General features: G+C 66.9%; 13 protein-coding genes and 1 pseudogene. 13 read left to right on the top strand and 1 reads right to left on the bottom strand.

Annotation, left to right across the window (positions count from 1 at the left end; translation table 11 throughout):
• The first annotated feature begins 208 nt into the window (after positions 1 to 208).
• From ACT6Y9_RS03370 to rlmD, 13 genes and pseudogenes are all read left to right on the top strand, one after another.
• Entirely contained in the window at positions 209 to 634 is a 426-nt protein-coding gene (locus ACT6Y9_RS03370; protein WP_443743493.1) for a hypothetical protein, read from the top strand.
• A 340-nt stretch (positions 635 to 974) separates the two neighbouring features.
• Complete coding sequence (pepT, locus tag ACT6Y9_RS03375) at positions 975 to 2225, top strand: peptidase T (RefSeq protein ID WP_295480480.1); 1251 nt, start codon at positions 975 to 977, stop codon at positions 2223 to 2225.
• 358 nt (positions 2226 to 2583) lie between these two features.
• Positions 2584 to 3013 (top strand): annotated as a pseudogene (locus ACT6Y9_RS03380) (RtcB family protein).
• 176 nt (positions 3014 to 3189) lie between these two features.
• Positions 3190 to 4011, top strand: coding sequence for a phosphate ABC transporter substrate-binding protein (locus ACT6Y9_RS03385; protein WP_295480473.1), 822 nt, complete (start codon positions 3190 to 3192; stop codon positions 4009 to 4011).
• Between the two features lie 54 nt (positions 4012 to 4065).
• Positions 4066 to 4956: a phosphate ABC transporter permease subunit PstC gene (pstC, locus tag ACT6Y9_RS03390; protein ID WP_443743494.1), complete on the top strand. Its 891-nt coding sequence runs from the start codon at positions 4066 to 4068 to the stop codon at positions 4954 to 4956.
• Positions 4956 to 5807 carry a phosphate ABC transporter permease PstA gene (gene pstA, locus ACT6Y9_RS03395; RefSeq protein WP_443743495.1) on the top strand — a complete coding sequence of 284 codons (852 nt, stop codon included), beginning with the start codon at positions 4956 to 4958 and terminating at the stop codon, positions 5805 to 5807. Before pstC ends, pstA begins: the two co-directional genes overlap by 1 nt.
• A gap of 40 nt (positions 5808 to 5847) precedes the next feature.
• Positions 5848 to 6654 carry a phosphate ABC transporter ATP-binding protein PstB gene (gene pstB / locus ACT6Y9_RS03400; RefSeq protein WP_295480467.1) on the top strand — a complete coding sequence of 269 codons (807 nt, stop codon included), beginning with the start codon at positions 5848 to 5850 and terminating at the stop codon, positions 6652 to 6654.
• A 38-nt stretch (positions 6655 to 6692) separates the two neighbouring features.
• Positions 6693 to 7391: a phosphate signaling complex protein PhoU gene (phoU, locus tag ACT6Y9_RS03405; RefSeq protein ID WP_295480465.1), complete on the top strand. Its 699-nt coding sequence runs from the start codon at positions 6693 to 6695 to the stop codon at positions 7389 to 7391.
• Positions 7392 to 7545: 154 nt separating this feature from the next.
• The gene (locus tag ACT6Y9_RS03410) at positions 7546 to 8310 is read left to right on the top strand and encodes a response regulator (protein ID WP_443743496.1); all 765 of its coding nucleotides are present in this window, start codon (positions 7546 to 7548) and stop codon (positions 8308 to 8310) included.
• Positions 8310 to 9623, top strand: a complete 1314-nt coding sequence (gene phoR / locus ACT6Y9_RS03415) for a phosphate regulon sensor histidine kinase PhoR (RefSeq protein WP_443743497.1) — start codon at positions 8310 to 8312, stop codon at positions 9621 to 9623. The genes ACT6Y9_RS03410 and phoR overlap by 1 nt, the downstream gene beginning before the upstream one ends.
• A 195-nt stretch (positions 9624 to 9818) precedes the next feature.
• Positions 9819 to 10601, top strand: a complete 783-nt coding sequence (gene surE / locus ACT6Y9_RS03420) for a 5'/3'-nucleotidase SurE (RefSeq protein WP_443743498.1) — start codon at positions 9819 to 9821, stop codon at positions 10599 to 10601.
• 24 nt (positions 10602 to 10625) lie between these two features.
• Positions 10626 to 11618 carry a peptidoglycan DD-metalloendopeptidase family protein gene (locus ACT6Y9_RS03425; protein ID WP_443743499.1) on the top strand — a complete coding sequence of 331 codons (993 nt, stop codon included), beginning with the start codon at positions 10626 to 10628 and terminating at the stop codon, positions 11616 to 11618.
• 222 nt (positions 11619 to 11840) lie between these two features.
• Positions 11841 to 13310 (top strand): 23S rRNA (uracil(1939)-C(5))-methyltransferase RlmD, encoded by a 1470-nt coding sequence (gene rlmD, locus ACT6Y9_RS03430; RefSeq protein ID WP_443743500.1) that lies wholly within the window; start codon positions 11841 to 11843, stop codon positions 13308 to 13310.
• Positions 13311 to 13448: 138 nt separating this feature from the next.
• Here rlmD and ACT6Y9_RS03435 read toward each other — a convergent pair whose 3' ends face one another.
• Positions 13449 to 14048, bottom strand: a complete 600-nt coding sequence (locus tag ACT6Y9_RS03435) for a hypothetical protein (protein ID WP_443743501.1) — start codon at positions 14046 to 14048, stop codon at positions 13449 to 13451.
• Positions 14049 to 14488 lie beyond the last annotated feature (440 nt).

Below are 14488 nucleotides of genomic sequence, written 5' to 3' on the forward strand. Positions count from 1 at the left end.
TATCCTCGCCGCAAGCGGCTGCGGTATTCCACGAGCTCTTGACAGGATCCGCTCAGTAGAGCGAAATACACTATCAACCACCTTTTCCAATCTTGACTTAACTCAAACCATCGACACATTTAATCGGAAACTCCCAGGTTGCAGGTTGCCGGGACTTGAACGGCGGCGGGCGAGGGAGGCGGAAGTGTTTTCGTCGTAGGTGAGAAACATGAAGGACTACGTTTACTTAATGAGCGTCCTCGCGGCATTTGCTGCGGGCGCGTGGCTGTCTTCAGCGCACTATGAGCGCCGTGCGGCCATCGACGAGGCGGCCCGGGCGGCGGCTGTTGAAAAAATGGAGAAAAGCTATGCTGAAAAATTGGCGAAATCGGTGGACACGATCAACACGGCGTCGTCTGAGTACGATGCTCTGCGCGCTGAGCGTGATCGTCTGCTTGCCGGGCTGCAGCACCGTCCAAGTAGCGGAACCGATGCCGGCGATTCCGGAAACGTTGCTCGTACCAGAATTGCCGCTTGCGAAAAGTTGGTCGAGCGACTTTCTCAGTCTGCTGCGAAGTGCGGAGACGGATGGCAACGCTGTGCCGCAAAGCACGACGCACTCGCTACAATAGCGGTTCCGCAGAATCTTAGGTAGGATTGACGGTAGGAACGAAAAAAGGGGGAGGCTGTGAAGCCCGATTTTATTGGGGTCTTGGAATCCCGCCGCCGACCAGAACAAATGAGGTCGTCGAAAGACGGCCTTTTTTGTTGCCCGCGAAAAAACGCTAACTTATTGAAATATATGGAGATGCACGAATTAACAGGCGCTGAAGCGGCGCGTCAGTGGAGGTAAATCCCGACGTGAGTCCGCGGCATGACGGCTGTGAGGCGCACGCCCCGGCGTCTCGAGGATAACGAGCATGCCGCCCTAGGTAAAAGAGCGTAGATTGTGCGGAGTCTCTTCTTCCAACCCGCTTCAACGGAGGCCCTCCACAATGACCCAGACCCACGCCACGGTGCTCGAACGCCTGCTCAAGTACGTGAAGTTCGACACGCAGTCGGACCTTGACAGCACGACGGACCCCTCGACCGAGAAGCAGCTGCTCCTCGCCCGGGCGCTCGTCGAGGAGCTCCAGGGCCTCGGCGTCGAGGACGCCCACGTGGGCGCGGGGGGCGTGGTCTACGCGTCGATTCCCGCGACGCCCGGGTGCGGGGACGCCCCCGCGATCGGCTTCATCGCGCACATGGACACCTCGCCCGACGCTCCCGGCGCCGGCGTGAAGCCGCAGATCATGCGCTACGAGGGCGGCGACGTGGTGCTCAACGCGGAGAAGAACATCCTCTTGCGCGCCGAACAGTTCCCCGAGATCCGCAAGTACGCGGGCGAAGACGTGGTCTTCACGGACGGCACGACGCTTCTCGGCGCCGACGACAAGGCGGGCGTCGCCGCGATCATGGACATGTGCGCGCGCGTCATGGCCGACCCGTCGATTCCGCACGCGAAGCTCTGCATCGGCTTCACGCCCGACGAGGAGGTCGCGCGCGGCACGAAGAACTTCGATATTGCGCACTTCGGCGCGCAGTACGCCTATACCTTCGACGGCGGTGAAGTGGGCAAGCTCGAGAGCGAAAACTTCAACGGCGGCACGGCCTTCGTGACCGTGAAGGGCGTGGGCGTGCACCCGGGCTCCTCGAAGGGCAAGATGGTGAACGCGATCCGCTACGCGGCGAAGTTCATCGACCGCCTCCCCGCCGACATGGCCCCCGAGACCACCGAGGGACACGAAGGGTTCCTGCACCCCAACAAGGTGACGGGAAGCGTCGTCTCGGCGACCGTGCGCATCCTCATCCGCGACCACGACCGCGGGCTCTACGAGGCGAAGAAGCAGCTCCTGCGCGACATCGCCGCGCAGATGAACGCCGAATTTCCGCAGGCGCCCGTCACGGTCGAGATCAAGGACTCGTACGAGAACATGAAGCCCTACCTCGAGCGCGCACCGAAGGTGCTCGAGATCGTGCGCAGCGCCTACCGCGCGGCCGGGCTCAAGCCAATCGAGGAGCCGATCCGCGGCGGCACGGACGGCGCGCGCCTCTCCGAGAAGGGACTTCCCTGCCCGAACGTCTTCACGGGCGGCATGAACTACCACGGCATCTACGAGTGCATTCCGGTGAAGTCGCTTGAGAAGGCGGCCGAAGTGGCGCTCTCGCTCGCGCGCCTCTCGGCCGAGGTGAAGTCGCTCGACTGACGCGGGCGCTGATCCGTACCATTCCCTTGCGCCGCCCGTCCGAGAATCGACCCTCCCGGACGGGCGGCGCGCATTTTGCAGGCGCCTCGACGCCCGTGCTGCAGGAGCTTCATCCGGAGGGAGGCGTCCCCGTGAAGATCTGGACCAAGGACGTCGATGCGGCCTCGCTCGCGCAGTTGGAGAACGTGGCGCGGGTGCCGTTCGTCTTCCGCCACGTCGCGGCGAAGGCGGCCTGCAGAGGGGAGGCGCTTCCCGACCCGGCGCTCGCGTGGCTCAATGAGGGGGCGGCGCTCTTTCGGGCGACTACCTCGAGGCCGTGCGCTGGGTCGAGGCCTATGCCGAATCGAACCGACGCGCGATGGTGGACGAGGTCTTCGAAGCGCTCCGTGCGGTCATCCCGTCGGCGGTGCCCGTGGGCGGCCTGATCGACTGCCGGCACAACTACGTCGCCCGCGAAGTCCACTTGCGGCGAACCGGTGTGGGTGACGAGAAAGGGCGCGGTCAATGCCGACAAGGGCGCCCTCGGGATCGTCCCGGGAAGCATGGATGCGCAGAGCTTTCTCGTCGAAGGCCTGGGCGAGCCCGAGTCCTTCCGGTCGTCCGCGCACGGCGCGGGGCGCCGCATGGGCCGGCGGGCGGCGAAGGCGCGCTTCACGACCGAGGAGCTCCGCCGCCAGACCGAGGGCGTCCCCTGCCGCCGCGACGCGGGCGTCCTCGACGAGATTCCCGCCGCCTACAAAGAAATCCGCCGCGTGGTCGAGAGCGAGTCCGATCTCGCGCGGCGGTAGTGCGGGAGTCGGATAAGGGTTTCCATGAAGGTTGGATGACGCCGCAGGCGTCGTCGTCACGGAAGATTCATGGACGCGTCACGGGCTCTTCAAGGCCCCTCTCCATACTGCAGGGCGTGCGGAGAACGAAAGCGCCGCACGCAGAATTTCATTCACTGTCAGTTGGAAAGTTGAAAATGACGAAGAATCTGTTTGCCGTTCTCGGTGCCGTGGCCGGCATCGCCTGCGCCGGTGCCGCTCACGCTGCTGATGCGGTCACGGTCAACGGCTCCACGACCGTCCTTCCCGCGATGCAGCTCGTCGCCGAAGGCTTCATGAAGGCCAATCCGAACGTCACCGTGACGATCTCGGGCACGGGCTCGGGCAACGGCATCAAGGCGCTGCGCGACAAGATGACCGACGTCGCGATGTCCTCGCGCGACCTCAAGGCGAAGGAAGTGAAGGGCTTTGAGGATCACGGCGTCAAGACCGTGCGTTTCACCGTCGCCCACGACGCGATCATTCCGGTGGTCAACCCGAAGAACGCCGTCAAGGGCCTCACGATGGAGCAGCTGAAGGACGTCTTCGCCGGCAAGATCAAGTCCTGGGATGAGCTGGGCGGCGCCAAGACCCCGATCGTCGTGGTCGGCCGCGACTCCTCCTCGGGCACGTTCGAATGCTTCCAGGAACTCGTGATGGGCAAGACCCGCGTCTCGCCGCGCGCCCTGATTCAGGCTTCGAACGGCGGCGTCGTTCAGGCCGTCGCCCAGAACCCGAACGCCATCGGCTACGTGGGCGTCGGCTACATGGACAAGCAGACGCACCCGCTCACCGTGAACAACGTCAAGCCCGGCATGGAGACGGCGAAGAACAAGACCTGGCCGATCGCCCGCGACCTCTACCTCTTCACGGCCGGCGAGCCCCAGGGCAACGCCAAGAAGCTCATCGACTTCATGCTCTCCGCTGAAGGTCAGAAGGACGTTCAGAAGGCCGGCTTCGTTCCGGTCGACGTGAAGTAATCCCTCCTCTTCCTCCAGAAGCCAAACATCTCCGATGTAACTAGGAGTGCCGGAATGGCCCAACTGCCCGCAAAGCTTCGGGCTGACCTGACCTTCCGGCGGTGCCTGGGCGCGGCGGCCGGCGTGAGCGTTCTCGCGCTGGCCGCCATCGTCGTATTCCTGCTCAGTCAGGCGCTGCCGATTCTCCAACAGGTCTCCCTCAGCGATTTTCTCTTCTCCACCGAGTGGTACCCCACCGATGAACCGCCCGCCTTCGGCATCGGCGCCCTGATCGTGGGTTCGCTCGCCTGCGCGGTGCTCACCACCGTGATCGCCGTGCCCCTCGGGGTGCTCACCGCCTGCGCGATCCACGCGGGCATGCCCGACCCGATGAAGCGGGTCGTGAAGCCCATGGTCGAACTCATGGCCGCGCTCCCCTCGGTCGTGATCGGCTTCATCGGCATGATCATCCTCGCCCCGTGGCTGCAGAACCTCTTCGGCATCGCCTCGGGCCTCAATCTGCTCAACGCCTCGATCATGCTCGCCTTCATGTGCGTGCCGACGATCGCGTCCATTTCTGAAGACGCCCTGCGCAACGTTCCGGGCGGCATCCGCGAAGCGAGCCTCGCCTTGGGCGCCACGCGTTGGGAGACCTTGGTCAAGGTCGAGCTCCGCTGGGCCATGGGCGGCATCGCCACGGCCGTGATGCTCGGCATTTCGCGCGTGATCGGCGAAACCATGGTGGTGCTGATGGTCGCGGGCGGCGCGGCGATCATCCCCGAGTCGATCTTCGACCCGGTGCGTCCGATGACCTCCTCGATCGCCGCGGAAATGGCTGAAGCCGCCGTGGGCGGCGAGCACTATCACGCGCTCTACGCCACGGGCCTCGTGCTCTTCCTCATCACGTTCGTCTTCAACCTCTGCGCCTGGTGGGTTGCGCGCCGCTTCGGGCTGGAGAACAAGTAATGAAATCCTCCGCATTCCGCAGCTGGTGCGAAAAGTCGGGCTTCACGCTGATGCGCCTCGCGGTCGTGGTCGATATCGCGGCGCTCCTCGGCATCATCGGCCTCATCATCGTGAACGCCTGGCCCGCGCTCTCGTGGGAGTTCCTCACCGAGCCCCCGCGCGACCTGATGACGAAGGGCGGCATCCTGCCCTGCATCGTCGGCACGTTCTGCCTCGCCCTGGGCGCCCTCGTGATCGCGCTCCCCTTGGGCGTCGCCTCAGCCGTCTACCTCCACGAGTACAGCCGCCCGTCCGCCTGGGTGACGCTCACGCGCTTGTCGATCGCGAACCTCGCGGGCGTCCCGTCGATCGTCTTCGGCCTCTTCGGCCTCACGTTCTTCGTGGTCTTCTGCGGCTTCGGCGTGAGCCTCCTCTCGGGCATCCTCACGCTCGCCGTGCTCTCGCTCCCGATCATCATCAACACGACCGAGGCGGCGCTCTCGCAGATCCCGCAGGACTGGCGCGAGGCGAGCCTCGCGCTCGGCGCGAGCCGCCGCGAGACCACCCTCAAGGTGGTGCTCCCGAACGCCCTTCCGGGCATCCTCACGGGCGCCATCCTCGGCCTCGCCCGCGCCGCGGGCGAAACCGCCGCGATCATGTACACCGGCAGCGTCTTCTTCACCCCGAAGGAGGGCGTCTCGCCCTTCGATCCGGTGATGGCGCTTCCGTACCACATCTACGTGCTCGCCACCTCGGGAACAAACATCGACGCGACCCGTCCGATCCAGTACGGCACCGCGCTCATGCTCCTCTTGCTCGTCCTCGTGATGAGCTCCGCGGCGATCTACATCCGCGAACGCTGCCGCCGCTGACGGCGCGTCCCCACGACCGAATTGAAGTGAAGTTTTCAAAATGACCATGATTCACCCCGAACACCTCGACGCGGCCGCCCCGAAGACGATGCCGCGTCCGAAGATCGACATTGAGCACCTCAATGTCTACTACGGATCCTTCCACGCCCTGAAGGACGTCACGATGAAGATTCCCGAAGGGTGCGTGACCGCCTTCATCGGCCCGTCGGGCTGCGGCAAGTCCACGCTCCTGCGCTCGCTCAACCGCATGCAGGACCTCTATCCGGAGCAGCGCGCCGAAGGCTCGATCAAGTTGGGAGACCTTGAGATCCTCGATCCGACGATTGACGTCACCGAACTCAGGAGCCGCGTCGGCATGGTCTTCCAGCGCCCGACTCCGTTCCCGATGTCGATCTTCGACAACGTCGCCTACGGCGTGCGCCTGCGCGAGAAGATCTCCAAGACGGAGCTCGAGGAGCGCGTTGAATGGGCCCTGAAGAAGGCCGCGCTCTGGGACGACGTGAAGGAGAAGCTCTCGCAGCCGGGCACCTCGCTCTCGGGCGGCCAGCAGCAGCGCCTCTGCATCGCCCGCGGCATCGCCGTGAAGCCCGAAGTGCTCCTGCTCGACGAACCGTGTTCGGCGCTCGACCCGATCTCGACCTCGCGCATCGAGGACCTGATCAATGAGCTCAAGAAGGACTACACGGTCGTGATCGTCACACACAGCATGCAGCAGGCCGCGCGCGTCTCGGACTACACCGCCTTCATGTATCTCGGCGAATTGATCGAGTTCGGCGACACGCAGAAGATCTTCACGCGTCCGGACAAGAAGGCGACCGAGGACTACATTACGGGCCGCTTCGGCTGATGGACCGCCGCGCAACAAAAGAAGAAAGGAAGCATCAAATGACACTCAACGTCAAGAAGCACAGCGTGAAGGCCTTCGATGCGGAGCTCGAAGTGCTCCACAAGAACATCCTCGACATGGCGCGCGCCGTGCGCCAGCAGTTGGACGACGTGGGCGACGCGCTCATGAAGGGCGACACCGATGCGGCCGAACAGGTCGTCGCCCGCGACAAGGTGATCAACGAGTGGGAGATGGAGCTCGACGCCTTCATGGAGACGCTCATCTCCCGCCGTCAGCCCCAGGCGATCGACCTGCGCATGCTCCTCGGGGGCTGCCGCATGACGAACGACTTCGAGCGCATGGGCGACGAGATCCGCAACGCCGCCAAAGGCATCCGCCGCCTCGACATGCCGCTCACCGGCGCGGCGAGCGACACCGCAGCCTCGCTCGTCAAGATCTACGCGCTGCTGCAGGTGATGGCTGACGACATGATCGCCGGCATCGACGACCTCGACCTTGAACGCGCCCGCGCGCTTGTACGCCGCCGCACGGTGGTATCTTCCGAAGTGCACGAGTCGCTCGTCTCCATCATCAACCGCATGAAGGCGGGCGAGATCTCGATCGACGACGGCCTCGCCTTCATCCGCATCAACCGCGCGCTTGAACGCGTCGCCGCCCACATGCAGAACATCGGCGAAACCGTGGTCTTCGTGGTCGAGGGGCTCGACATCCGCCACGACGCGGCCGTTCAGTCTTGAGACGGGACTTGAGCCGCACATCGCGGCCCGGGGGGCCGAGCGCGCCTGAGCGCACGCTCCCCGGGGAGAAGCCGGATGAACGGGCCCGCGGCGGCGCTTCTTCGATCACCCGAAGGAGCCCGGCGCGGGCCCGCGCCGCAAGAGAGGATTTGAGATGGAAGAGAAGAAGAACATGTCCGCGCCGCTCCTGCTGATCGTTGAGGACGAGGCCGCCATCCGCGAGCTCGTCGCGTTCGTCTGCGAGGCCGAGGGGTTCCGCACCGCGCGCGCCGCAAGCATCGCCGAGGCGAAGGCGGCGTTCGCCGCCGAGCGCCCCGACCTGGTGCTCCTCGACCGCATGCTCCCCGACTGCTCGGGGCTTGAATGGCTCCGCGAGCTGCGCGCGTCGCCCGCAACCGCCTCCATTCCCGTGATCGTCCTGACGGCCCGCGGCGACGAGGCCGACCGCGTCGCCGGGCTCGACGCCGGGGCGGACGACTACGTCGTGAAGCCCTTCCTGCCGCGCGAGCTCACCGCCCGCGTGCGCGCGGTGCTGCGCCGCCGCGACGGTCCGGTGAGGGTTGAGGGCGGCTCCCGCGGGCGCGCCGAGGACGCCGAAAACGTCATCGTCTGCGGGCCGCTGCGCATGAATGAATCGCGCTTTGAGGCGACTGCCGACGGCGTGCCCCTCAAGCTCTCCGTCAAGGAGTTCAAGCTCCTCGCGCTCTTCGCCTCGAAGCCCGGCCGGGTCTTCTCGCGCGCGAACCTCCTCGACGCGGTCTGGCAGAGCGCCTTCGTGGACGAGCGCACGGTGGACGTGCACATGCTGCGCCTCAGAAAGGCGCTGGCCGGCACCGCCGCCGAAGACATCATCGAGACCGTCCGCGGCGTGGGCTACCGCTGCCGCGACTTCGCCAAGCACTCCGCCGGGGAGGCGTGATGACCAACACGGACGAAGGAACGGGGGGCGTCTTTCCGACCCTCGCCGACGGGGTGAGCGCAGCGCCCGCGCCCTCATCCTCCGAGGCGCGCCTGAAGCGTCTGCGGCGCCAGAGCCTCTGGCTCGCCGCGGCCTTCATCGTGATCTGCGCCTTCTCGGTGCTCTCCTGGTGGCGCGAGGCGCGCGAGGAGATCTTCTGGGTGTGGGTCGTCGGGATGACGGTGATCTTCCTCATCAACATCAGCCTCTGGCGCGCGCTCGTGCGCGAGGACGAGAAGAAGGCGAAGCGCATCCGCGACCGCGACCAACGCTACCGCCAGACGCTCGCGCTCCTGCCGGAGGGCGTGACGATTCTCGGCGAAGGCTGGCGTATCGAGTGGGTGAACCAGCGCGCCCTCGAGCACTTCAACATCACCCCCGAGGTGGTCGGGCGCTCGTTCTTCGACGCCGTCTCCGACGAGCGGCTGCGCCGGTGGCTTCTTGAGCGCAACTTCACGAAGCGCTTCCAGATGAAGACCCGAGGCGACCGCGACCTCGACGTCGCGGTGGTGGCGCCCGATTCGCGCCACATGATGATCGTCACGCACGACGTCACCGAACGGCGCCGCGTAGACGACATGCGCCGGGACTTCGTCGCGAACGTGAGCCACGAGCTGCGCACGCCCCTCACGGTGATCAGCGGCTTCCTCGACCTGGAGAACCACCCCGGAGCGCTTCCGCCCGACGTGGTCGCGCGCCACCGCGAGCTGATGCTCGAGCAGGCGACCCGCATGAAGTCGCTCCTCGACGATCTGCTGCTCCTCTCGAGCCTCGAGAACCGGGACGATCAGAACGACGCCGACGCCGAAGTGATCGCGATGCCCAAGCTTCTCGAGGACGTGGTGCGCGAGGGGCGCGCGCTTTCGCTCGAGCACCACCACATCGACCTCAACTGCGAGGACGTCTCGCTCATCGGCCAGGCGGACGAAATCCGGAGCGCCGTGATGAACCTCGTCTCCAACGCGGTCCGCTACACCCCCGAGGGCGGGCGCATCACGGTCACCTGGGCGCGGCGCGGCACCGGCGCGGCGCTCTCCGTCACCGACACGGGCATCGGCATTGAGGCGAAGCACATTCCGCGCCTCACCGAGCGCTTCTACCGCGTGGACAAGGGCCGCTCGCGCGGCACGGGCGGCACGGGCCTCGGGCTCGCGATCGTCAAGCACGTGCTGCGGCGCAACGACGGGCGCCTGCTCATCGAATCCACGCCCGGCAAGGGGTCGACCTTCATGATGGTCTTCCCCGAGTCGAGGATCTTCAGCGATCAGCTCTGAGGCGCGGGCGCAGGGGAGCTCCCGCAGAGCGTCCCTATTGTGAACGGACGTTGCAGCCCGCCCGCGGACGCGGGATGCGGGGGACGCTGAGATAAAATCCCGGAAATGTTCCTCCGCCCGGGTCCGGACGACGCCGGGCGCCCTCATCGGGCGTCCCGCCATTACCGGCGCCCGCTCCCCCGACACCGCCATTCAATGCACATCCTGATCTCGAACGACGACGGCTACCGCGCGCCGGGCATCGACGCCCTCGCGCGCGTGATGCGCCGCTTCGGCCGCGTGACCGTGGTCGCGCCCGACCACAACCATTCCGGCGCCTCGAATTCGCTCACGCTCAACCGCCCGCTCACCGTCGAGCACATGCCCGGCTCGGACCTCCACGTGGTCTCGGGCACTCCGTCGGACTGCGTGCACGTCGCGCTCACCGGGCTCCTCGATGAGCGCCCCGACCTCGTCGTCTCGGGCATCAACTGCGGCGCGAACATGGGCGACGACACGATGTACTCGGGCACCGTCGCCGCGGCCGTGGAGGGGTACCTCTTCGGCATTCCCTCGATCGCCTTCTCGCAGATCGACAAGGGCTGGGCGGAGCTCGACTCCGCCGCTGAGGTGGCCGCGGCGGTGGTGGAGAAGTTCCTCCCGCACGCCCTCGCGTCCGGGGCCGAGCCGATGCTCCTCAACGTCAACATCCCGAACATGCCCTGTTCGGCCCTGAAGGGCATCACCGGCACGCGCCTGGGGCGCCGTTCGTCCGCCGAACCCGTGATCTGCGAGATGAGCCCGCGGGGCTTTCCGATCTACTGGCTCGGCGCCGCGGGCAAGCCCGCCGACGCCGCCGAAGGGACGGACTTCTGGGCGACCTCGCACGGCTGGGTGTCCGTCACGCCCCTGCAGGTGGACCTCACCAACCACCGGCAGGTGCGCCGTACCGACGAGTGGCTGCACAGCGAAGGCATCCCCGTCGATCGTGAAGATTGACCTCTTTTGAATTGGGTGAAGAAGATGCGCGTCAAGACTCTGCTTCGTCTTTCGTCCGCGACGGCCGCCGCCGCGGTGGTGCTCGCCGGCTGCTCGTCGCTCCCGTCGGGCGAGGTGCCGATCGTCAACCGCAACGTCGCCGAACCGGGCGCCGCCGCCCCCACGACGACCACGGGCGTTGTCGAGAGCCGCGTGGGCGGCCTCATTGATTCGGGCCGCACGCACACGGTGACGGTGGGCGACACGATCTACAACATCTCCCAGCGCTACGGCGTGAGCACGTCCGACCTGATGCAGCTCAACGGCGTCGTGGATCCGACGACCCTCAGGATCGGCCAGGTTCTGCACCTGCCGCGGCAGACGAAGGATCCCGTCACGGCCACCGCGGTCGAGGGCGTGCGCGTGCACCGGTTCGAGACGATGGCGCCGATTTCGACGGCGACCGTCGTGTCGCCCGCGGGTACGCATGCGTCTGCGGAGCCCTCGATCACCGCGCCCGTCGTCACGGCTCAGGAGCGCGCCGCCAAGACCGTCGAGACGGTGAAGTCTGAGGCGGTGAGCGCGAAGGAGTCCGTGAAGAGCGCCGTCGAGACGAAGACCGAGGCCGTTCAGAACGCCGTCAAGGAGGCCGCGGCCGCGGTCATTCCCGGCACGCGCCTCATCTGGCCCGCGCGCGGCGACGTCCTCTCGACCTTCGCGCAGAACGGCAAGGGCATCGACATCGGTGGCGCTCAAGGGAGCGTCGTCGTCGCCGCGGGCGCCGGACAGGTGCTCTTCGTGGGCGACGGCGTCACGGGCTACGGCAACCTCGTGATCGTCAAGCACTCGCCGACCCTCGTCACCGCCTACGGCCACAACTCCAAGGTGGTCGTGAAGCCCGGCGACCAGGTGAAGGCCGGGCAGAAGATCGCCGAGATGGGCAGCAGCGCCGCGCCGCGCGTGCAGCTGCGCTTCGAGGTCCGCGACAAGGGCAAGCCCGTCGACCCGATGAAATATCTGCCGCCCGCGCGGAACTGAGGCGGCAATTGCGCTAAATTTGCCGCCCGCACGCATTGCGCCCGGCCTTCCCGCTTCGGGGAGGAGCGCTCCGCCCCGACTGATCCCCGGGGGGCGGAGATGAAGAACAGGCGAAAGGAAGGCGCCGGACCCATTCCGGCGCCTTTTCAACGTCCGGAGGGCGCGGCGGGCCTGAACAAAGAACACGAACCCCACAGACGAAGCTAGGAGACTGGAGACCACATGGGCCGCAGCAGAAAGAGCGCCAAGGAGCGCACGCCGGAATACTTCACCGTTGACGTCGAGCGCCTCGATCAGGAGGGCCGCGGCATCGCGCACGTGGACGGCAAGGTGGTCTTCATCCAGGGGGCGCTCCCGGGCGAGCGCGTCACCTATGAGCGCCTGCGCTCCAAGAGCTCCTTCGACGTCGGCCGCGTCACCGAGATCCACCGCGAGAGCGTGCTGCGCGTCGCTCCCCGCTGCCCCAACTTCGGCTTCGGGCCGGGGTCCTGCGGCGGCTGCACGATGCAGCACCTCGAGCCCAGCGCCCAGGTCGCCTTCAAGGAGCGCGTGCTCCTCGACACGCTCTGGCGCATCGGCAAGGTGAAGCCCGAACAGGTCCTGATGCCGATCTACGGCCCCTTCTGGGGCTACCGCCACCGTGCGCGCCTCACCGTGCGCGACGTCGCGAAGAAGGGCGGCGTGCTCGTGGGCTTCCACGAGAAGAGCTCCTCCTACGTCGCCGACATGCACGTCTGCCCGGTGCTCACGCCCAACGTTTCGGCGCTCCTCGATCCGCTGCGCGAGCTGATCGGCGGCCTCGCGATGCGCCAGCGCATGCCTCAGGTCGAAGTGGCCGTGGGCGGCGACGGCCGCACCGCGCTCGTCTTCCGCACGCTCGACCCCGTCACGCCCGAGGACCACGAGAAGCTCATGGCCTTCGGCGAGGCGCACGACCTCGACATCTGGCTCCAGCCCAAGGGCCCGGAGACCGCGCACGCGGCGCTCCCCGAGAACGAGAAGAAGCTCGGCCTCTCGCTGCCCGAATTCAACGTCCGCATCACCTTCAAGCCGACGGACTTCACGCAGGTGAACCACGCCCTCAACGAGACGATGGTCTCGCGCGCCGTGCGGCTCCTAGACGTGCACCCCGAGCACAAGGTGGCGGACTTCTTCTGCGGCCTCGGGAACTTCACGCTCCCGCTCGCGCGCCGCGCGGGCCGCGTGATCGGCATCGAAGGGTCCGAGGGGCTCGTCGCCCGCGCCCGGCAGGGTGCGGCGGACAACGGCCTCGCCTCCAAGACCACCTTCCGCGCGCGCAACCTCTTCACGTGGTGCGAAGCCGACTGGGAGGAGCTCGAGAAGACCATGGGCGGCATCGACCGCGTGCTGATCGACCCGCCGCGCGAAGGCGCGCTCGCCCTCGCACGCGTTCTCGCTGCGACCGATAAGCGTCCGGCGCGCGTGGTCTACGTCTCCTGCAACCCGGCGACCCTCGCGCGCGACTGCGCGGTGCTCCACCACGAGGGCGGCTGGAAGATCAAGGCCGCGGGCATCATGAACATGTTCCCGCACACGGGCCACGTCGAGTCGATCGCCGTGCTCGAACCCGGTGAGAAGCCCTCCGCCCCGGACGAGGCCGCCGCCGAAATCGAACGGCGCATCGCCGCGCAGGGCGACGACGCCGTGAAGATGAACCTCTCGGGCGAATAAGCCGCGGAAGGAAGCGCCCGCTTCTGCGGGTCTTCGACAGACGAAAAACAGAGAGCCGGCGTCTCCTTTCGAGACTGCCGGCTCTCTGTTTTTCAACGGGAGGAGGATCTGCGGAAGGTCAGGGTGAATGCCGGGACGTCAGGCGGCCTTCTTCTTCGAGGCGCGCTCGTAGCTCAGGGGCTCGCGGCGGCAGGTGTCGGCGAGCTTCGTGAAGAGCGAGTGCGCAAGGCCGATCTGCTCGGAGAGCGCGAGCACGCGGTCCGTCGGGGCTTCGGCGGGGCTGCGGCCGGTGACGGCCGAGATGAAGGCGCGCGCGAAGACGTCCTTCGAGGGGGCGGGGGACTTCTGCACGGCGATGCGCATGAAGCGCTGGCGCAGCAGGTTGTAGTCGCGGATCTCGTCGGCCGTGAGTTGGTCGAGGAGCGAGGCCTTGAGCACGGCGTCCGTGTAGGCCTGCATCTGCGAGGAGATCTTGCGCGAGAGCTTTTCATCGGCGGCGAGCTCTGGAATCGCCGCGAGCGCGGCCCAGAGGCCCACGCCCTGCAGCAGCGCCGCCCAGCGGGCCTTGAAGCGCGTCTTCGCCTCGCGTCCGAAGAACGGGAGCGGGTTCCAGGCGACGCCGGCGGCGCGCGGAATCTCGCGCGAGAAGAGCGTGAGCGACTGGTCGCGCACGCATCCGCCAAAGGCCGTGCCGAGGTTGTCGGCGAATATCTTGTCGATCTTGAGTGCGTCGCTCATGCGTGGTTCTTCCTTGTTTCTTCTCTAATGGTGAGGGATGTCTCGTCGGCTCTTGCGGCCGGTGCACCTTTTCGGGGCGAAAGTGTACCTGCCCGCCGGCGGTTGGAGGAATCGGGCGCATGTCGTAGACGGAGGGGGGCCTGCGCAGAGACGGCCGCAATGACGGTGCGCGCAGCGGTGCGGCGGCCGCGGAGCGCCCCGGCGGATCGGTTAAGCTCCTCGGAGCAGGAGCGGGCCCGGAAGGAGAGCGGGCCGCCCGGAGCGAACGACAAGGGGGAAAAGCCGTGACGAATGTGAAAGAGAAGCGCACCGGAGAACCGCAGCGCCCGCTCGAAGAGCTCGACGCCGAACTTGCGCGCCTCCTCGCGGAGCGCCTCGAGCGCACGCGCGCGCTCGGCGGCGACGGCGGCAAAGCCCGCGCGCCCCATGCGGCCGCGGCC

The organism is Sutterella sp. (assembly GCF_052272535.1).
Lineage (GTDB): Bacteria > Pseudomonadota > Gammaproteobacteria > Burkholderiales > Burkholderiaceae_F > Sutterella.